The sequence below is a fragment of the Vibrio glycogenivorans genome (assembly GCF_051660965.1).
In the GTDB taxonomy this organism is placed as follows: Bacteria; Pseudomonadota; Gammaproteobacteria; order Enterobacterales; family Vibrionaceae; genus Vibrio.
In genome coordinates this window covers 54,305-73,941 of record NZ_JBPVIS010000014.1, presented here as the reverse complement: position 1 = coordinate 73,941, position 19,637 = coordinate 54,305, and the positions used below count along the sequence as shown (strand labels likewise).

14 protein-coding genes and 1 tRNA gene are annotated in these 19,637 nt (G+C 49.2%); 5 read left to right on the top strand and 10 right to left on the bottom strand.

The features are described from left to right. Window positions 1-4 precede the first annotated feature (4 nt). Window positions 5-649 carry a ribonuclease T gene (rnt, locus tag ACSTTG_RS20760; RefSeq protein ID WP_438457626.1) on the bottom strand — a complete coding sequence of 215 codons (645 nt, stop codon included), beginning with the start codon at window positions 647-649 and terminating at the stop codon, window positions 5-7. A 260-nt stretch (window positions 650-909) separates the two neighbouring features. On the opposite strand from rnt, the gene motY reads away from it, so the two are divergent. Next, entirely contained in the window at window positions 910-1,788 is an 879-nt protein-coding gene (gene motY / locus ACSTTG_RS20755) for a flagellar protein MotY (RefSeq protein ID WP_438476096.1), read from the top strand. A gap of 140 nt (window positions 1,789-1,928) precedes the next feature. Here motY and gloA read toward each other — a convergent pair whose 3' ends face one another. Next, window positions 1,929-2,345, bottom strand: a complete 417-nt coding sequence (gene gloA, locus ACSTTG_RS20750; RefSeq protein WP_438457628.1) for a lactoylglutathione lyase — start codon at window positions 2,343-2,345, stop codon at window positions 1,929-1,931. A gap of 792 nt (window positions 2,346-3,137) precedes the next feature. On the opposite strand from gloA, the gene ACSTTG_RS20745 reads away from it, so the two are divergent. The 3 genes from ACSTTG_RS20745 to ACSTTG_RS20735 all read left to right on the top strand — a co-directional run bounded on the left by ACSTTG_RS20745 (window position 3,138) and on the right by ACSTTG_RS20735 (window position 9,693). Next, complete coding sequence (locus ACSTTG_RS20745; RefSeq protein WP_438457629.1) at window positions 3,138-5,897, top strand: cation-translocating P-type ATPase; 2,760 nt, start codon at window positions 3,138-3,140, stop codon at window positions 5,895-5,897. A 199-nt stretch (window positions 5,898-6,096) separates the two neighbouring features. Beyond that, complete coding sequence (locus ACSTTG_RS20740) at window positions 6,097-7,707, top strand: methyl-accepting chemotaxis protein (RefSeq protein ID WP_438476095.1); 1,611 nt, start codon at window positions 6,097-6,099, stop codon at window positions 7,705-7,707. 372 nt (window positions 7,708-8,079) lie between these two features. After that, a complete protein-coding gene (locus ACSTTG_RS20735) occupies window positions 8,080-9,693 on the top strand; it encodes a methyl-accepting chemotaxis protein (protein ID WP_438476093.1) in 1,614 nt (537 codons plus the stop codon). A gap of 68 nt (window positions 9,694-9,761) precedes the next feature. On the opposite strand, the gene nth is transcribed toward ACSTTG_RS20735, so the two are convergent. From nth to ACSTTG_RS20695, 8 genes are all read right to left on the bottom strand, one after another. Continuing rightward, complete coding sequence (nth, locus tag ACSTTG_RS20730; RefSeq protein WP_438476092.1) at window positions 9,762-10,397, bottom strand: endonuclease III; 636 nt, start codon at window positions 10,395-10,397, stop codon at window positions 9,762-9,764. A 56-nt stretch (window positions 10,398-10,453) separates the two neighbouring features. After that, a complete protein-coding gene (locus tag ACSTTG_RS20725; protein ID WP_438457650.1) occupies window positions 10,454-11,143 on the bottom strand; it encodes an electron transport complex subunit E in 690 nt (229 codons plus the stop codon). After that, window positions 11,136-11,771, bottom strand: coding sequence for an electron transport complex subunit RsxG (rsxG, locus tag ACSTTG_RS20720; RefSeq protein WP_438476090.1), 636 nt, complete (start codon window positions 11,769-11,771; stop codon window positions 11,136-11,138). The genes ACSTTG_RS20725 and rsxG overlap by 8 nt, the downstream gene beginning before the upstream one ends. A gap of 2 nt (window positions 11,772-11,773) precedes the next feature. After that, window positions 11,774-12,826, bottom strand: a complete 1,053-nt coding sequence (gene rsxD, locus ACSTTG_RS20715) for an electron transport complex subunit RsxD (protein ID WP_438476088.1) — start codon at window positions 12,824-12,826, stop codon at window positions 11,774-11,776. Then, complete coding sequence (rsxC, locus tag ACSTTG_RS20710; RefSeq protein WP_438476086.1) at window positions 12,826-15,396, bottom strand: electron transport complex subunit RsxC; 2,571 nt, start codon at window positions 15,394-15,396, stop codon at window positions 12,826-12,828. Before rsxC ends, rsxD begins: the two co-directional genes overlap by 1 nt. Window positions 15,397-15,405: 9 nt before the next feature. Further along, window positions 15,406-15,993: an electron transport complex subunit RsxB gene (gene rsxB, locus ACSTTG_RS20705; RefSeq protein WP_438457655.1), complete on the bottom strand. Its 588-nt coding sequence runs from the start codon at window positions 15,991-15,993 to the stop codon at window positions 15,406-15,408. Continuing rightward, complete coding sequence (gene rsxA / locus ACSTTG_RS20700; RefSeq protein WP_438458383.1) at window positions 15,993-16,574, bottom strand: electron transport complex subunit RsxA; 582 nt, start codon at window positions 16,572-16,574, stop codon at window positions 15,993-15,995. Before rsxA ends, rsxB begins: the two co-directional genes overlap by 1 nt. Window positions 16,575-17,019: 445 nt before the next feature. Further along, window positions 17,020-17,095 (bottom strand) — tRNA-Asn (locus ACSTTG_RS20695). Window positions 17,096-17,602: 507 nt separating this feature from the next. On the opposite strand from ACSTTG_RS20695, the gene uvrB reads away from it, so the two are divergent. Further along, the gene (gene uvrB / locus ACSTTG_RS20690; protein WP_438457656.1) at window positions 17,603-19,633 is read left to right on the top strand and encodes an excinuclease ABC subunit UvrB; all 2,031 of its coding nucleotides are present in this window, start codon (window positions 17,603-17,605) and stop codon (window positions 19,631-19,633) included. Window positions 19,634-19,637 lie beyond the last annotated feature (4 nt).

Sequence of the window (19,637 nt, the reverse complement as noted above, 5' to 3'; positions counted from 1 at the left end):
AGTGTTATTTTTCTTCAATGATTGGCCATCCGCCAAGTGCTTTCCACTTATTGACGATGCCGCAGAACAGCTCAGCAGTTTTCTGTGTATCGTACAGGGCTGAGTGTGCTTCCTTGTTGTCAAATTCCATCCCCGCGACTTTACACGCTTTGGCAAGCACGGTTTGGCCATACGCAAGGCCACTCAGCGCTGCTGTATCAAAGGTAGCAAAGGGATGAAAAGGGACACGTTTTAATTTGCAGCGTTCACTGGCCGCCATAACAAAGCTGTGATCAAAATTGGCATTGTGGGCAACCATGATCGCACGGCTACAGTCTGCCGCTTTTTGCTCTTTGCGAACCAGTTTATAGATCTCTCTGAGTGCTTCACCCTCACTGACAGCACCACGCAGTGGGCTGAAAGGGTCACGAATACCGTTGAACTCGAGCGCTTCTTTTTCCAGGTTCGCCCCTTCAAATGGCTCGACATGAAAGTGAATCGTCGAGGCAGGGTGTAGATTGCCCTCTTCATCCATGCGAAGGGTGACTGCGCAAATTTCAAGCAAGGCGTCAGTTTGGGCATTAAATCCTGCGGTTTCTACATCGATTACCACAGGAAAATAACCTCTAAAGCGCTTTTTAAGCGTCAATGCTTCGTTTTCTACACTCATATCAATCTGGTTCTGCAAATTAAGGCGTTGCATTATTGCAGAAAAATAGGCATTTCTGAATCGATTTTGTTAAGCGATGACGTGTTACAAGCTCAGGAGAGGGGTTTAATGCTTGCTTGAAACAGTATGATTATCATGGCTGGGACCTCGACAATAATCTGTTAAGGCGTTGGACAATATGGCGAGAAAATTGCATCATTTCTCACAGCGGCAAGATTTGCCTCTTTTAGTTGCTAGCAGGTATAGGTGAAGGTTTTTCGATGAAGTCAGTTCTAGGTTGGTTGTTGCCAACGATGGTATTCGTGGCATTTGATGCGCAAGCCGTCGCCAAAAAATATGGTTCGACCCCAGAGCAATCGACATGGGAAATGATCGCCAACACACCGTTAGAGTGCCGAATGGTGCACCCGATCCCAAGTTATGGGGATGCGGAATTTTCTTCACGGGCGAGTAAGCGGATTAACCTCGATTTTGAGCTCAAAATGCGCCGACCAATGGGGGAGACGCGCGATGTGAGCCTGATATCAATGCCTGCCGCTTGGCAGCCGGGAGACAGCGCTGATCGTGTAGCCAATGTCCAATTTTACCAGCAGTTTGATGGCTACATCGGCGGTCAGGCCGCATGGGGGATATTAAGTGAGCTGGAAAAAGGGCGCTTTCCAACCTTTAGCTATCAGGAGTGGCAGAGTCGCGATCAGCGTATCGAAGTCGCGCTGTCACCCGTCAGTTTCAAGGCGAAATTTTCCGTCTTCAGCGATTGTGTTGCCAACTTATTGCCGTACAGCTTCGAGGACATTGCCTTCACCATTCTCCATTACGATCGTGAAAGCGTTAATCTCAACAAGGCCTCGCTGCAGCGCCTAGAGCAGATCGCAGAGTATATTCGTCATAACCCAGATATCGACCTAGTCTTGGTGTCGACCTACACCGGGACTGAAGAGGCTCGAAGCGTAAGCCAGAGCTTATCTGACAAGCGTGCCAAGGTCCTACGTGACTATTTCGAGTCCTTAGGCCTACCAGAGCATCGCATCCAAGTACAAGGCTACGGAGACCGACGCCCAGTCGCCGACAACACCTCACCAATCGGCCGCGACAAAAACCGCCGCGTGGTGATCTCGCTTGGGCGAACACATCTATAGCAGTATCGAGTAGCGGGGACGTTTCACTTCGAGGTGCGAGGAGATTGACCACGCGCGGCGAAATCCTCGAACCCCGGAACGAAGTGTAACTCGCTCCCCGCCCCTTAAAAAAGCCTGCGATACAGGCTTTTTTGAGTTGGTTAGCCCTCAATCCCAGCCTGCGCTTGGCGGTTTTGGATCAGCTCGATCATGTAACCGTCTGGGTCTTTAACAAAGGCGATCTCTGTTGTGCCGCCTTTTACTGGGCCTGGTTCACGGGTTACGTTGCCGCCATCGGCTTTGATGGCGTCACAGGTGGTGTAGATATCATCAACGCCGATGGCGATGTGACCAAAGGCTGAGCCCAAGTCATATTCTGTTGTGCCCCAGTTATAAGTCAGTTCAATCACTGCACCGCTAGACTCATCACCGTAACCGACAAACGCCAGTGTGTACTTGTACTCACTGTTTTCGTTGGTGCGCAGTAGGTTCATTCCCATGACCTTAGTGTAAAACTCAATTGAGCGATCGAGGTCACCCACTCTTAGCATGGTGTGCAGAACGCGACCATTAGCCATAATCCTTGCTCCTAAATATGTTTGATTAAAAAACTCTATCACTATATTACGCAACACAGTCTAAAGAGTAACAATAATATTAAATTATTGATTTTATTAAAGACTGTAATCATACCGTTAATCAGACAAAAACAGCACTTATCTTACAATTGTAAGACAATTGAGCGGGCGACACCGGTGATACTTGGGTCAAGAAGGCCATGATGATTTCAAGGATTGATAAACGAAATTGAATAAAAAATCTGACTCTCAAAAGCTGATTCAAAGCTAGAGCTAAAACCCTAAACTTGTGAATTGTAGTGGAGGGTTGTTTGGGTTTTGTTGCGTCATGTTCTCGTCTATAACCACTTGTTTACTTACTTCCATTTTTTCAATCTATGATTCCACCGATAGATTTGGCTGTTTTCACAGGTTATTCCGAGTTATCACTTCGTTATTAAGGATTTTTCGATTTATCCGCCAGTTTTAGAAAGGAATAACGAATAATGAGGAATCTCACAAAAAACATGTAATTCTTTATATTACAATAATTTATGTTCGATTGTTGTTTTTGTGGTTTATTTTTGTTTCCTAATTATTTCCTAGATGTAGCGTTTGCGCCTGTCAAGTGTGCGTTTGCTGTTAACTCTAGATCTTTGCCAATCCAAAATAGCTTGGTATATATTCAAAAACCGACTTGATAACGACTAGTTATGCACTAGCAGAAGCAAGTTGGATTCGGGAAATAAAAACAATAAGTCTTATTTTAATACATGTGTCCAGGGAAGCGGACGTTGATGTGGAGTCCTTAAAGTGACTAGTAAATGGTTTACACAACATAGTTCAGATGTTCTGAACAAATTGAATACAGATCAGAATACAGGTCTATCGACTGCTGAAGCAGAAGCGCGCCTAGAGAAGTACGGTTCAAACGAACTGACTGCGCAGGAATCAGCAACAGCATGGGAACTGTACATTCATCAGTACAAAAACCCACTTATCTTTATCCTTGGCATCGGCGCACTCGTCTCTGGCTTCACAGGCCACATGATCGATGCGATCGCAATCGCGGTTATCATTCTAATCAACACCGGCATCGCTTTCTGGCAAGAATTCAAAGCTCAGAAGGGTATGGAAGCGCTAAAAGAGATGGCGGCTCCAGAAGCGGAAGTGATGCGTGATGGTAAATGGATCAGCGTACCGGCGAAAACGCTTGTACCTGGTGACATGATCAAGATTAACACTGGTGACATCCTGCCTGCGGACGTGCGCATTATTGAAGCGAACCGTCTGACTGTCGATGAAGCGGCACTTACCGGTGAATCTGAGCCAGTTAACAAGCAATGTGAAACCATTGACGACGAGACAGTCGGTCTTGGCGATCAGAAGAACATGGGTTTCATGACCACTATCGTGACGACCGGTACCGGTCTTGCTGTAGTCACTAGCACAGGTATGGAAACAGAAGTTGGTCACATCGCGGATATGATGAACCAAACTGAAGAGACCAAAACACCAATGCAAGAGCGTATGGACACTATCGCTCTAGCGCTTCTAGTTGTGGCTCTAGTGGTTGTTGCTATCGTGTGTGCGATCGGTTTCTACCACGGCATGCCATGGCTTGAAATTCTAACCACAGGTATCTCTCTATCTGTTGCAGCAATCCCTGAAGGTCTTCCAACGGTTGTGACTATCGTACTAACGATGGGCTCACAGAAGATGGTTAAGAGCAACGCTCTAGCAAAACAGCTAGCGGCAATCGAGACACTTGGCTCAACAACTGTGATTTGTTCAGACAAGACAGGTACGCTAACGCAGAACCAAATGCAGGTAATGAAGGCGTACGACGTATCTGGCCGCTACTGGGATGTATCTGGTAAAGGCTTTGATCCGAAAGGCGAATTCATTGCAAAAGACCATGACGTTGCGGCAACCAACAGCCCAGCAATGATGAAAGGTCTAGTGGTTGCCACTCTATGTAACGACGCAGAATACGTAGAATCAAAAGGCAACTGGACAGTACGCGGTAACCCAACTGAAGGCGCACTGATTGTTGCAGCAGCGAAAGCGGGTCTGAACCAATCAGAGATGCTAAGCACTGGCGGTTACTCTATCGTTAAGAAGTTCCCATTCGACTCTGGTCGTAAGATGGCTTCAGTTATCGTGCGTGACCCACAAGGTAAGCACTTCCTAGCGCTTAAGGGTGCACCAGACGTTGTTCTCGGTAAATCAACTAGCTACATGGTTGACGGCGGTTTTGTTCCAACAGTGGGCACAGACGCAGCAACCGTAGGTAACCTAGCGCTAGACACAGCTCCAGCACTAGAGCTACAAACTAACTTCGAACAAGCAATTCAAGCGTTCGGTAACGATGCACTGCGTACACTAGCGGTTGGTTTCCGTGAGCTAAAAGAAGAAGAGCTAGAGCTTGACTTCCCAGAGCTTGAGAAAGACGTCAGCATCCTTGGTATCTACGGCATCATGGATCCACCACGTCCAGAAGTACGTGACGCGGTAGACAGCTGTTACAACGCAGGTGTTCGCACGGTAATGATCACCGGTGACCACGCCGTAACAGCAGCAGCGATTGCCCGTGAAATCGGCATCATCCGCAGCGAAGACGATCTAGTCGTGACTGGCGCTGAGCTTGACCAAATGGATGACGACAAGCTACGTGCTATCTGTCCTAAGGTTGCGGTATTTGCCCGTGTAACCCCTGAGCACAAGCTACGCATCGTTAAAGCGCAGCAAGAGAACAACGAAGTTGCTTCTATGACCGGTGACGGTGTGAACGATGCACCAGCTCTACGTCGTGCTGATATCGGTGTTGCAATGGGTATCACAGGTACGTCAGTAGCAAAAGACTCTGGTGACCTGATCCTACTGGATGACAACTTCAGCACTATCGTGAAAGCGGTACGCCAAGGTCGTCAAATCTTCGATAACCTACGTAAGTTTATCCGTCAGGCACTAACGGCGAACGTGGGTGAAGTATCGGTAATCCTATTTGCGTTCCTACTAATGGGCCCAGAAGCGATTCTGCCGCTAACACCACTAATGATCCTATGGGTTAACCTAGTATCAGATGGTCTACCAGCGCTAGCGCTAGGTGTGGAGCCTGAAGAGAAAGACCTTATGGAGCGTAAGCCACGCAAACGTAACGAAGGCTTCTTCTCTGATGGTCTAGGTGCGCGTATCGTGACTCGTGGTCTAGCACTTGGTGGTCTAAGCTACTTCACATTCTCAGTAGCACTAGGCGATGGTTACAGCGCTCAATACGCACAGACTGTGGCGTTCCTAACGCTTATCTTTGCTCAGCTATGGAGCTTGTTCGATGCACGTACGTTCACCACGATTTACCGTAAGAACCCGTTCACAAACAACTACCTACTAGGCGCAGTAGCGGTATCAGCTCTACTCTCTCTAGGCGTTGTATACTCAGGCTTCGGTCAGCTAGTCTTTAGCACGGAAGCGGTTGAGTTTGGTCACCTAATGATGATCATCGGCGCAGCAGCAGTACCAACGTTTGTACTGTCAGCGATTAAAGAAGTGACTAAGGTTAAATTCCTATAATCTATTCGCTATAGAAATGAGAAAATCCTGCGCTAGCGCAGGATTTTTTTTTATCCCAAGAACGATAAGAACGCGGCAAATTAATTGAACTTAGAGGCATAGTTAAAGAATCTTACACTTTTTGTCGTTAATTTCCGTACCCCAACCTATAAACTGATCGCCAACGATATAATGCTGGCGCTTTTTGCCGTGGTAGTAGATGAAAATTTCACAGAAAATCTGGTCAATTAGCATTATTGCTATTGTCTGTTCCGTTGCGGTTAGCGTATCAAGCTATCTGACCTCACACCGACTCTTAAATAGTATCCAAACCATTCAAGTTGATCGCGCGATCCCGCTGGCTCAGCTCAAATCTATCTCGGATGCTTATGCGGTCAATGTCATCGATGCACTGAATAAAACTTACCTAGAGCAGGGGGACCTCAATCGCCTGTTCAGACAGATCGATGATACGCTTGTGACGGCGAATCGAGATTGGCAGCAATACCGTCAGACATACCTAACGGCGCGAGAGAGCGTGTTAGCTGATCGTGCTGAGCAGCAGCTCGAAATAGTTTTGAGCAATCTATCCACGCGCCAACAAGCTTTAACAGACAATCGCCTCACCTTGCCAGAGATGATCCTTGCTACTTATACCGATATCGATGAACTCAGTGGGCGTATTGATGCGCTGATTGAGCTTCAGCTTGAGGTGGTTGAAGAGGTGTATCAGACTTCTGCTCAAACCGAACAGCAGTTTCACAAGGTGCGCATATCGGTGATCCCTTTAGGGGTTATCTTATTTGCCGTGATCTCCTACAAAATAACCTCCTCCATTTCTGGCTTGCTAGGCGCAGAGCCAGAGGTGATTTCACGTCACCTGAGAAAAATGGCCAAAGGAGATTTTAGCCACTTTACCCCAGAAACAGCCAAGCCTACAGGGGTTTATAAGTCACTGATTGAACTAATTGATGGTCAAAATGCGTTGTTAACCAACAGCCATTCGATGAGCAATAGTGTGGCCTCGGCTGCAGAGGAGCTATCCTGTGTAATGCAAGACACCGCTGCCAATGCGCAACAGGAAAAGGTCCAGATAGAGGCGGTTTCGACAGCGATCACTCAGCTCTCAGCTACCGTTCATGAGATGACTAGCAGCACCCATGAAGCAGAACAAGCGGCCAACTTGGCCACTCAGAGTGTTCAACTTGGCAGCACCGAACTGCAGCACTCTTTAGCTCTGACTCAAGATATCAATAGCTCAATCAATCAAACAGCGAAGGCTTTGCGGCAGCTAAAAGACGACACCCAGAATATCGAGGAAGTGGTGGATGTGATCAGCCAGATTTCTGAGCAGACTAACTTATTGGCCTTGAACGCCGCTATCGAGGCCGCTCGAGCGGGTGAGCAGGGACGTGGTTTTGCCGTAGTGGCGGATGAGGTGCGCAATCTAGCGGCCAAGACTCAGCAATCGACTCAGCGCATTCAGTCGATGATTGCAAGCTTCCAGGAGCAAGCGGAACTCGCGAACCAAACGATGCTCGATAATCAAAAATTGATCGAGAGCTCGGTAAGCAGAGCGAACTCAGTAGAAACCGCTTTCGAAGAGATACAAGCGTCGGTGGTATCCATCTCAGAGATCAACGCTCTGGTTGCCAGCGCCTCACAAGAGCAGTTGAGTGTGACACAAGAGGTGGCCAAGAGCTCTGAGGTGATCATGGATTTGGTCAATCAAAATGCCAGCGCGGTGGCGCAAACACAGCAGGCCTCAGCCGAGCTTGCTAAGCTGTCCAATCAGCAGAAGCAAGATTTAGCGCATTTTAAACTGGGTTGATAGTAACCGTTTCGTCGCGGATCGATACAAGACAGGGGTGACCTTATACGCCAGATTACGTGCTTAACGAAACGGAAAGCTAAAGCTCATTAACGACTGAGCTGCTCATGCAAATGACCTTGAAGTCTTCAGAGCCCGATATCGAATCAAAGATATCGGGCTTTTTATTCCCACTATAGTTCGATTAGAACTCTTTAATTGATATGTAGATCAAAGCTAGTCTTATCTACTACGTTAGTTGTCTTTCATTGGTATATCGTATGTCTATATAGAAAAAATAAAGAATTATACGTTGTCAGTCGTTTTGTTATAACTTCCATTCAACAACTTATCGCCACATGGATGATGTTGGCGCAATAGGCGTGGTAGTTCATGAAAGTCTCACAAAAAATTTGGTCAATTAGCCTTTTGGCGATCATTTGTTCGCTTGCCGTAAGTATGTCTAGTTATTGGACGTCAAAAACACTGATTAATGATATACAGACGATCCAAGTTGAGGGTGCGATACCCTTGGCTCAGCTAAAGGGTATCGCAGATACCTATGCCGTTAGTGTCATCGATGCCCTAAACAAAGCCCACCTTGAACAGAGTGAAAATCTCGAACCACTGTTTAATCAAATTGATCAGACCCTAGGTAATGCCCGTCAGGATTGGGATCAATACCGCCGTACCAATATGACTGCGCAAGAGCAATCTCTAGCTGAGCGAACAGAGCAACAGTTCCGGTTAGTTGTGAGTAATTTAGCGCTGCGCCAACAAGCGCTAACTCAAAACCAGCTAACACTGCCTGAGTTGATTATTGCAACTTATACAGATACCGATGAGTTGAACAAGCATATTGACGCTTTGATAGAGATGCAGCTTGACATGGTGGCAGAGATTCATAGAGTTTCCTCACAAGGTCAAGAAGATTTTCATCAAATAAGGTTAGTGATTATTGCCCTGGGAATAGGGCTGTTTTCGCTAATTTCACACAAGATCATTTCAACTATCACTGGCTTGCTTGGTGCAGAGCCTGAGTTAATCTCTGAGCACCTAAGGCAGATGGCGAAGGGCGATTTTAGCCCAATCAAGGGGGCGAAAGGCAAGCCGACAGGTGTTTACAAGTCACTGATTGAGTTAGTTCAAGGGCAAAATGCGTTGCTGACTGGCAGTCACTCAATGAGTAACAGTGTGGCATCGGCAGCGGAAGAATTGTCGTGTGTGATGCAGGAAACTGCAGCTAATGCCCAGATGGAGAAAGCTCAGATAGAGACGGTCTCGGCAGCGATCACTCAGTTGTCGGCGACAGTTCAGGAGATGAACGGCAGAACGCAAGACGCAGAAAATGCCGCTAATTTGGCGACACAAAGCGTCAAACTGGGCAGTACGGAGTTACAACGCTCGGTTGCGCTCACTCAAGAAATTGATAACTCGATTAATCACACCGCTGCAGCGCTTGGTCAGCTTAAAGAAGATACGCAGACGATTGAAGAGGTGGTCGATGTGATCAGCCAGATTTCAGAGCAGACTAATCTGCTGGCTCTAAATGCTGCAATTGAAGCCGCTCGTGCGGGAGAGCAAGGGCGCGGCTTTGCGGTTGTTGCGGATGAGGTGCGTAACCTAGCAGCCAAGACACAGCAGTCGACCCAGCGCATTCAGGCGATGATCACCAGTTTCCAAGAGCAAGCGGAGCTTGCTAACCAAAACATGCTCGATAATCAAAAACAGATTGAGAGCTCCGTAAAGCTCGCGGAATCGGTTGAATCTGCCTTTGATGAAATCCAAACATCGGTAGTTTCGATTTCAGAGATCAACGCACTGGTTGCCAGCGCCTCACAAGAGCAGCTCAGTGTGACACAAGAGGTGGCCAAGAGCTCTGAGGTGATCATGGATTTGGTCAATCAAAATGCCAGCGCGGTGGCGCAAACACAGCAGGCCTCAGCCGAGCTTGCCAAACTGTCCAATCAGCAGAAGCAAGACTTAGCCAAATTTAAGTTAGCGTAATCACTTCGAAAAAAAATCCCGCATCATCATGCGGGATTTTTTTGTTTAAACCTAAAAAAGAATATGGCCTAAACCTCTGTTTTTTCTTTGTATTCGCAAAGGTCTTCGATGATACAACTTCCACAGCGAGGCTTGCGTGCAACACAGGTGTAGCGGCCGTGAAGGATCAGCCAGTGGTGGACATCAAGCTTGAACTCCTTAGGCACCACTTTAAGCAGCTTGTTTTCGACATCATCAACGGTCTTCCCCATAGCGAACTTGGTTCGATTGGAGACACGATAAATATGCGTGTCGACAGCAATTGTGGGCCAACCAAACGCGGTATTTAGCACCACATTAGCCGTCTTGCGCCCAACACCGGGTAATGCTTCGAGAGCCTCCCGATTCTCTGGCACTTCGCTGTTATGTTGTTCTATCAAGATGCGGCATGTTTTGATCACGTTTTCCGCTTTTGAGTTAAACAGGCCAATGGTCTTTATGTACTCTTTAACGCCATCCACGCCAAGCTCAAGCATCGCCTCTGGCGTATTGGCGACCGGATAAAGTTTATTGGTTGCCTTGTTAACACTGACATCGGTTGCTTGTGCGGATAACAGCACGGCGATCAGCAGCTCAAATGGGCTTGACCAGTTGAGCTCTGTTTGTGGATTGGGATTGTTTTCTCTCAGTCGTTGAAGTATCTCGACGCGTTTGGTGTTATTCATAGTTGAGCTTTCTATTTATTGTTGTTGGTGAGTCAATTCTTTTTGATAACTATCGGCTAATTGGTTACGCGCGCTCGCTCTATAACGGCTTTTGGTTGTTTTGGTTGGCGCGATGCAATCTGTTTGTCGATGACGTTTTTCGCCGCAATCAGCAAGCCCACACCGATAAACGCTCCTGGTGGCAGTAAGGCCAGCAGAAATTGACTGTCGGTTTGGAAGACTTCGATGCGCAGCGAGGTTGCCCAACTACCCAGGAGTAAGTCCGCTCCATCAAATAGGGTCCCATTACCAAGTAGCTCGCGCATTGCACCGAGGACAACTAAAGCTGAGCCCATGCCCATACCCATCCAAAAACCATCTTGAACCGCTGGTAGCCATGGGTTTTTCGACGCAAAGGCTTCGGCGCGACCGATGATGATGCAGTTGGTGACGATTAAAGGAATGAAGATACCTAATGACAGGTACAGCTCATAGGCAAATGCGTTCATTAACAGCTGAACGCAGGTCACTAGCGCGGCAATGATCATGACAAAGATCGGGATACGAACCTCTTTGGGTACGTGATTCTTGACCAGTGACACAGTCAGGTTCGAACCCACTAACACGAACAGAGTTGCCAGGCCAAGACCTAGAGCATTAGTCACTGTCGATGATACGGCCAGCAGTGGGCAGAGACCCAACAGTTGGACGAGGGCTGGGTTATTATCCCACAAGCCATTTTTAATTAGGGTGCGATGTTCAGTCATGCTTGGCTCCGCAGTTTGTTGGTTGAGTCACCAAAGTGTCACGGTTTTCGTTCAAAAACAGGACGGCATTTTTAACCGCATTGACGACCGCTCGAGGCGTGATCGTCGCGCCGGTAAACTGGTCAAACTGACCGCCATCCTTACGCACTTTCCATTGGTCTATATTATTCGAAGTCACGAACTTACCTGAGAAATCTAGGATCCACTCTGAAACACGGAGGTCGATTTTGTCACCGAGCCCGGGGGTCTCTTGGTGCTCAAGTACGCGAGAGCCGAGGATCTTTCCACGCATCGTCGTGGCAACAATCAGCTTGATGGAACCGTTGTATCCGTCTGGGGCGACCGCTTCAACGGCAATCGCCACAGGCTCACCCTCAAAAGTCGCAACGTACGCCGGTAGGGGCTCAGAGGTCCCAAGTAGAGGATCTTGAACCAAGGTACAGGCTTGGTAAAGCTCATTGTCATGCATGCGAGGTGGGATGACTTGATTGAGCACACGCAGCAATTGCTGTTGCTGCTGCTGCGCAATTCGGTCTTTGGTGGCTAGATTCGTTAGCGCGACCAACCCCGTTGCGGCACAAGCAAAAATGACAAGGATTAAGGCGTTGTTTCTAATTGCGTTGATCATGGTTATTTTTCGTGTCCGTAGGTACGAGGTTTAGTGTAGTGGTCGATGAGTGGTACACACATGTTAGCTAGTAATACCGCAAAGGCGACACCGTCAGGGAAGCCCCCCCAAGAGCGAATAACAAAGATCATTACCCCGATAAGGGCACCATAGATAAGTCGTCCCTTCACTGTCGTTGATGCTGAGACAGGGTCAGTGGCAATAAAGAAAGCACCAAGCATCGTTGCGCCTGAAAGCAAATGGAACAGCGGCGAGGCCACTTCACCCGGAAACAGCAACATCCCGAGTAAGTTTGCAACCAGCAAACCACCCAGTACGCCGGTTGGAATGTGCCAGTTGGTTACTCGCAGCTTAATCATGGCCAAGCCACCGATGAGATAGGCAATGTTGACCCACAGCCAGCCGATGCCGGCAAAACCGTTAAACTGAGGCTGTGCAAGGATCTCACTTAGAGTAAGACCAGAGTGAAGCCCAGTCTTGACTGAGTCGAGTGGGGTCGCCATCGAGACACCATCAATCCCCGCGCGAACCTGTTGGAGTGACAAGCCATCGGCATCAAAGCCTGTGAAAATCAGTCCAAGGGCATCGCGAAAATTGACCTCAATGGTTTGCAATGCCAGTGGCTCGATCCAGCTGGTCATTTGCACAGGGAAAGAGATCAGTAGCACGACATAAGCGACCATCGCCGGGTTGAACAGGTTTTGTCCAATGCCGCCATAGAGATGCTTGGCGATAACAATCGCAAAAATCAGTCCGATGACGAGTACCCACCAAGGCGAGTAGGGTGGAATGGCGATGGCCAGCAGCCAAGCGGTAACAAGTGCGCTGTAATCTCTTAGCGCGCTAATCGGTGAGCGCTTGCGTACCAACATCACCAATGCTTCGAGCACAAGTGCAACTACGATGGCAAACACCAACTGGATGAGGGTTCCCCAACCAAATAGCATGGTTTGTGCTAGCAGCCCCGGCACAGCGCACACTGCCAACAACTTCATCAGTGTTGGAGTACTGCGTCGACTGTGCGCGTGCGGTGAGCTCGCAATAAAAAATGCCATTATTCTTGATCCTCGTTTTGGTTGTTCGCTTGCTGTGCCTTACGAGCTTTCGCGCGCGCTATGGCCGCTGCTACCGCAGCCTTTTTTGGGTCTTCTGCTGGTGGAGCTGTTGTGTCGTCGGCAGATTGTACTTGTTGCTCCGCTTTGCGTGCTTTAGCGCGAGCGACGGCTGCTGCTACCGCGGCTTTTTTCGGGTCTTCTGTTGGTGAAGTTGTTGCTTCATCAGCAGTTTGTGCCTGTTGTTCCGCTTTGCGTGCTTTGGCGCGAGCGACGGCTGCTGCTACCGCGGCTTTTTTCGGGTCTTCTGTTGGTGAAGTTGTTGCTTCATCAGCAGTTTGTGCCTGTTGTTCCGCTTTGCGTGCTTTGGCGCGAGCGACGGCTGCTGCTACCGCGGCCTTTTTCGGGTCTTCTGTTGGTGAAGTTATTGCTTCATCATCAGATTGCGCCTGTTGCTCCGCTTTGCGTGCTTTGGCGCGAGCGACGGCTGCTGCTACCGCGGCTTTTTTGGGGTCTTCTGTTGGTGAAGTTGTTGCTTCATCATCAGATTGCGTTTGTTGCTCCGCTTTGCGTGCTTTGGCGCGAGCGACCGCCGCGGCCACTGCCGCTTTTTTAGGGTCTTCTGATGGTGAAGTTGTCACTGCATCATCAGATTGAGTTTGTTGCTCGGCTTTGCGCGCTTTAGCGCGAGCGATGGCTTCCGCCACTGCGGCTTTTTTGGGGTCTTCAGTTGGGGAAGTGGTCGCCTCATCCGCGACGGGTTGTGCTTGCTGCTCCGCCTTGCGTGCTTTGGCTCGAGCAATCGCCGCCGCAACCGCATCGGACTTGCTTTCGTCTTTTGCTTGCGCAGGGCTGTCAGACTCGGCTTTTGCCGCTCTTGCTTCGCGAGCTTGGCGTTTACGCTCTTCGCGCAGCTTGATCATTTCGCTGTTATCCGGCTCTGCTTGCCCAGCGGCTTGCGCTTGTTTCGCTTTGGCTCGAGCGATAGCGGCAGCCACGGCGGGCTTGGTCTTCGCCGGTTCATCTGCGCCAGTTTGAGCGCTTTTCTGCGCCTTGACTCGGGCAATCGCAGCCGCAATCGCATCAGAATCGCCCGAGGTCTTCATCTCTTGACGACGGTCTTGTGCGGCTTTTTTAAAGCGATTCTCGCGCTCGGCCTTATCGCGCTCAAGACGGGCTTTTTTATCTTCAAAGCGCTGCTTGGCTCGCTCGGCCGATTCAGCATCGGCTTTACGCTCTTTGATCTCCGCTTTTGCTTGGCGGTAATACTGGACGAGAGGGATTTCACTTGGGCAGACGTAGGCACACGCGCCACACTCAATACAGTCCTTAAGGTTAAGCTGTTCACACTTATCATAGTCCTGCGCCTTGGCATACCACACGAGTTGTTGAGGTAGCAGTGAGGCTGGACAAGCTTCGGCGCATTGACCGCAGCGGATACACGCCATCTCCGAACCTTGGTGCGGGATCTCGCGTTTTTTTGGTGCCAAAATGCAGTTGGTGCCCTTGGTGATCGGCACATTTTCGTGGGGTAGAGTAAAGCCCATCATTGGCCCACCCAAGATTACGCGTGGGTCGCGTTTAGCACGCTTGAAATTGTATTGATTGAGCAGCTCTGCAATCGGCGTTCCCAGGCGAACCCAGACGTTTTGCGGGCGCGGGAACGCTTGACCGGTTAGAGTCACCACACGCTCTATCAAAGGCTCACCATCAACCACCGCACGCTTAATCGCGTAGGTTGAGCCGACATTTTGCACCAAGATGCCGATGTCAGCAGGCAGGCCATTGGCGGGCACTTCTTGGTTAGTCAGCACCTTGATCAGTTGCTTTTCTCCGCCTGAAGGGTATTTGCTTGGCACTACACGGATAACCATATCTTTGTGCTGTGCCGCTTTCTCTAACGCCGCGACCGCTTGTGGCTTATTATCCTCGATACCAATGATGGTTAATTTGGGCTGAAGGATATGCTCAAGGATGGAGATGCCTTCGATCACCTCATCGGCATGCTCTTGCATCAAGCGATCGTCAGCCGTGATGTAAGGCTCGCACTCTGCAGCGTTGATGATCAGGATCTCGGTGCGTGACAGACCGGTCTGCAGCTTTCTCGCGGTTGGAAAGGTCGCGCCGCCCATCCCGGAGACTCCCGCTTGGCGGATGACTTCGATAAGCTCATCTGGCGTTACCTGATGAAAATCAGCAATTGGGCTCAGCTCTGTCCAGCGATCCTCACCATCGGGTTGGATCACGATCGCCATCTCACTCAGGCCCGATGGGTGGGCAACCGTTCGCGGCTCAATTGCCGTGATGGTACCCGATGTCGGGGCGTGAACCGGGAGGGTGAAGCCGGCGTCAAACTTGGTCAGCGGCTGACCCTTGAGGACTTTATCGCCAACGCTCGCAATCAAGGTGCCGGGACGACCGATGTGCTGCTTGAGGGGCAAGACCAATTCGCTGGGTAGGGCAGCACGAGTGATATTATGACGGCTAGATTGGATCTTGTTCTCCGGCGGGTGGATTCCGCCAGGAAAGTCCCAAAGAGCTCCGGTTCTAATTTGTTCAACTAAAGACAACATACCCACTACTTATCGGTCACTAATTTCAGATGATGGTTGAGAATTCGTTACGTCCACGACTGGGATCGCGTTCATTTGCCACTTCCAGGTATCTGTGGTCGCATTGACTGGGATCATCTCGATACAATCCGTTGGGCAGGGTGCAACGCACAAGTCACAGCCGGTGCACTCATCTTTGATTACCGTATGCAAGGCTTTGGTTCCCCCCACAATCGCGTCCACGGGACAGGCTTGGATACACTTGGTACAGCCGATACACATATCTTCGTGGATAAAAGCGACGGTTTTAATCGCCTGCTCTGGGCCATCGGCCGAGTCAGGTACATCAACGCCCATTAAGTCAGCCAGCTTTTCAATCGTGGCTTGACCACCAGGAGGGCATTTATTGATCACGTCGCCGTTGGCAATTGCCTCGGCATACGGGCGACAGCCTGGGTAGCCACACTGACCACACTGGGTTTGGGGTAATATCGCATCGATTTGATCGACAATCGGGTCTGCCTCAACCTTAAAACGAATCGAAGCAAAGCCGAGTATGGCACCGAACAGAGCGGCGAGGGCAGCGATAGCTAAAATGGCAATGACAATAGTACTCATCAGAATTTCACCAGCCCAGTAAAGCCCATAAAGGCCAGCGACATCAGGCCGGCAGTCACCATCGCAATTGAGGCGCCTTTGAATGGCTGCGGAACGTCAGCGGCTGCGATACGTTCGCGCATGGAAGCGAATAGGACCAAGACTAAAGAAAAGCCGACAGCCGCGCCGAAACCAAAAATAATCGATTCGATAAAGGTATGGTTTTCATTGATATTGAGCAGCGCAACACCCAAAACTGCGCAGTTGGTGGTAATCAAGGGAAGAAAGATACCTAATAATCGATATAACGTCGGGCTGGTTTTGTGTACCACCATCTCAGTGAACTGGACCACAACCGCAATCACAAGAATAAAACTCATGGTGCGCAGGTACTGTAATTCCAGAGGGACGAGTATATAACTTTCAACAAGATACGCACTCACTGAGGCGAGTGTTAATACAAAGGTCGTCGCCAAGCCCATGCCTATCGCGGTATCGAGTTTTTTCGATACCCCCATAAACGGGCACAGGCCTAAAAACTTTACCAAAACAAAATTGTTGACTAGCACGGTACCCACTAGCAACAAGAAATACTCGGTCATGATGGTTTCTACATAATTATCTGATCCCAATATTATCGTGCTTTGTGAGGCTAATAACAACCGAGTAAAGCTAAGGTTTTATTCTGTTGACTAAAAATCCCCCTGCTGGGGGGAGAGGCGAGAGTCGAGAGGCGAGAATCGAGGGGGTAACTTACTCGTGGATAGAGCCAAGGAAAATAAAGACGATGCTTGGTGTTGTTAGCTTGAGCGCAGAAATTACGTTAACTAATGTCCGCCTGTTGGTTATGAATTTAGAAACGGAAAACACAATCTTCTCCACTAGCGGGATAAGAGAGTCGAGTAAGGGATAGGTACATGGATTACTTAGCAAAAGGATAGGCGACGTGCGGTGGAGTTAGGTTGAGCACAGAAGCTACGTGAACCAACACCTCGCCTCTGAATACGAAAAAAGCCACGTCGAGTGACGTGGCTTTTTTCAAAAATTTGGCTCCCCCTGCGGGACTCGAACCTGCGACATACGGATTAACAGTCCGCCGTTCTACCAACTGAACTAAGGGGGAATTGCTCGAAAGCGGTGCGAATCTTATCGAGGCTCAGCGTGGCTGTCAACTAAAAAACGGAAATAATTTTCGCTATTAGAGTATTTACTTATACCAACCCCTTGGGCGCAAAGGCTTGGCTAAACTTATCCACCAAATTTGTGGATAAGTGTGTTGATTGACTATTAATAGAATTGTACAACAAGCAATCAATCGAGATGCGCGCTGGAATTTGACCAGAGATGGCGATCTAATCTACTAATTTGGAAGAGATTAACTAAAGGTTGAAGAATTATTGTTCAAAGTGGCTTTGGGAGTGCAAGCTGAATAAGTTGTGAATAGCTTTGTATATGTGGAAAAGCTGTGAATTCTACTTTAAGGGAAATCGGCAGCTCAGCTGCGAGGGGCGTGAACTATACCAAAGTCATTCTCATTTGGCTATCTTTTATTCACTATGCCAGTAACTTGGGTATCTATCTAACTCGGGTATACTGGCGAGACAAACAATAACAAATGAGAGCGACCAAAATGAGTAAAGTCTTCGAGCTCAAATCCGATTACCAGCCCTCGGGCGACCAGCCAGCGGCGATTGAAAAATTGCTCAGTGGTTTAGACTCTGGTCTTGCCCATCAGACGCTGCTGGGTGTGACGGGATCGGGTAAAACCTTCACCTTGGCCAATGTCATCGCCACGGCACAGCGTCCGGCTTTGGTTCTAGCCCCCAATAAAACGCTCGCTGCACAGCTTTACGGTGAGATGAAGGCATTCTTTCCCAATAATGCGGTCGAGTACTTTGTTTCTTATTATGACTACTATCAACCAGAAGCTTACGTGCCAACCACGGACACCTTTATAGAAAAGGATGCTTCGGTCAATGCGCACATTGAGCAGATGCGCTTATCCGCAACTAAGGCGCTGCTGGAGCGCAAGGATGCGATTATTGTCGCATCGGTGTCATCGATTTATGGTCTGGGTGATCCCGAGTCATACTTACAAATGATGCTGCATGTGTGTCGTGGAGATGTGATTGGCCAGCGTGATATCTTACGCCGCTTGGCTGAGCTGCAATACAGTCGCAACGATATTGCGTTTGAGCGCGGTCAGTTTCGCGTGCGTGGCGAGGTGATTGATATCTTCCCAGCAGAATCGGATCAAGACGCGGTGCGTATTGAGATGTTCGACGATGAGGTGGACAACATTAGCATCTTTGACCCCCTAACGGGCGTCGTCAAGCAGCGTGATCTCCCACGAATAACCGTCTACCCCAAAACCCACTACGTGACCCCGCGCGAGCGAATTCTTGAAGCCATCGAGGGTATCAGAGAAGAGCTTGAGGACCGTCAGAAGTACCTTAAAGACAATAACAAGTTACTCGAAGAGCAGCGCATTACCCAACGTACTCAGTTTGATATTGAGATGATGACTGAGCTGGGTTTTTGCTCCGGGATTGAGAACTACTCTCGTTACCTCAGTGGCCGAGCCGAAGGGGAGGCGCCACCAACCCTATTTGATTACCTACCCGCAGATGGCTTGTTGATCATCGACGAGTCTCACGTGACTGTGCCGCAGATTGGTGCCATGTATAAGGGGGACCGCTCGCGCAAAGAGACGTTGGTCGAGTATGGTTTTCGCTTGCCATCAGCGTTGGATAACCGTCCAATGAAGTTTGATGAGTTTGAGGCGATCTCACCGCAAACGATTTTTGTCTCTGCCACGCCGGGAAACTATGAGCTGGAGAAGTCGAGTGGAGATATCGTTGATCAAGTCGTCAGACCAACCGGTCTGCTCGACCCTGAACTAGAGGTGCGCCCGGTGGCGACGCAGGTGGATGATCTGCTGTCGGAAATTCGCATCCGATCGGTGAAGGACGAGCGCGTACTGGTGACGACGCTGACCAAACGTATGGCGGAGGATCTCACAGAATACTTGCATGAACACGACGTCAAGGTGCGCTATCTACACTCAGATATTGATACCGTTGAGAGGGTTGAGATTATTCGAGATTTACGTTTGGGCGAATTCGATGTCTTGGTGGGTATCAACTTGTTGCGTGAGGGGCTGGATATGCCCGAGGTTTCGCTGGTGGCCATCCTTGATGCGGATAAAGAAGGCTTTTTGCGCTCGGAACGCTCATTGATCCAAACCATTGGTCGCGCAGCGCGTAACCTGCAGGGCAAGGCTATTCTGTATGCGGATAAGATCACCAACTCGATGAAGCGAGCGATGGATGAAACCAATCGTCGTCGAGAGAAGCAGCAGGCGCACAACCTAGAGCAAGGGATTGAGCCACAGGCGCTGAAACGTAATATCAAAGATATCATGGAGCTTGGCGATATCACCAAAGCGAAAAATCAGCGTAAGTCTAAGGTGGTGCCATTATCGAATGTTGCTGAGCAGGGTGCAGATTACGGAGCGCTATCGCCACAGGAATTAGACAAAGAGATCGGCAAACTCGAGGCGCAGATGTACAAACATGCGCAGGACTTAGAGTTTGAATTGGCGGCTGAAAAGCGCGACCAGATTGAGAAACTCCGTCAGCAGTTTATCGCTAACAGCTAGGTGA

Bases quoted from the DNA above. Each gene is read 5' to 3' on its own strand.
- rnt (WP_438457626.1), bottom strand. From the start codon at position 649: ATGAGTGTAGAAAACGAAGCATTGACGCTTAAAAAGCGCTTTAGAGGT.
- motY (WP_438476096.1), top strand. From the start codon at position 910: ATGAAGTCAGTTCTAGGTTGGTTGTTGCCAACGATGGTATTCGTGGCA.
- gloA (WP_438457628.1), bottom strand. From the start codon at position 2,345: ATGGCTAATGGTCGCGTTCTGCACACCATGCTAAGAGTGGGTGACCTC.
- ACSTTG_RS20740 (WP_438476095.1), top strand. From the start codon at position 6,097: ATGAAAATTTCACAGAAAATCTGGTCAATTAGCATTATTGCTATTGTC.
- ACSTTG_RS20735 (WP_438476093.1), top strand. From the start codon at position 8,080: ATGAAAGTCTCACAAAAAATTTGGTCAATTAGCCTTTTGGCGATCATT.
- nth (WP_438476092.1), bottom strand. From the start codon at position 10,397: ATGAATAACACCAAACGCGTCGAGATACTTCAACGACTGAGAGAAAAC.
- ACSTTG_RS20725 (WP_438457650.1), bottom strand. From the start codon at position 11,143: ATGACTGAACATCGCACCCTAATTAAAAATGGCTTGTGGGATAATAAC.
- rsxG (WP_438476090.1), bottom strand. From the start codon at position 11,771: ATGATCAACGCAATTAGAAACAACGCCTTAATCCTTGTCATTTTTGCT.
- rsxD (WP_438476088.1), bottom strand. From the start codon at position 12,826: ATGGCATTTTTTATTGCGAGCTCACCGCACGCGCACAGTCGACGCAGT.
- rsxC (WP_438476086.1), bottom strand. From the start codon at position 15,396: ATGTTGTCTTTAGTTGAACAAATTAGAACCGGAGCTCTTTGGGACTTT.
- rsxB (WP_438457655.1), bottom strand. From the start codon at position 15,993: ATGAGTACTATTGTCATTGCCATTTTAGCTATCGCTGCCCTCGCCGCT.
- rsxA (WP_438458383.1), bottom strand. From the start codon at position 16,574: ATGACCGAGTATTTCTTGTTGCTAGTGGGTACCGTGCTAGTCAACAAT.
- uvrB (WP_438457656.1), top strand. From the start codon at position 17,603: ATGAGTAAAGTCTTCGAGCTCAAATCCGATTACCAGCCCTCGGGCGAC.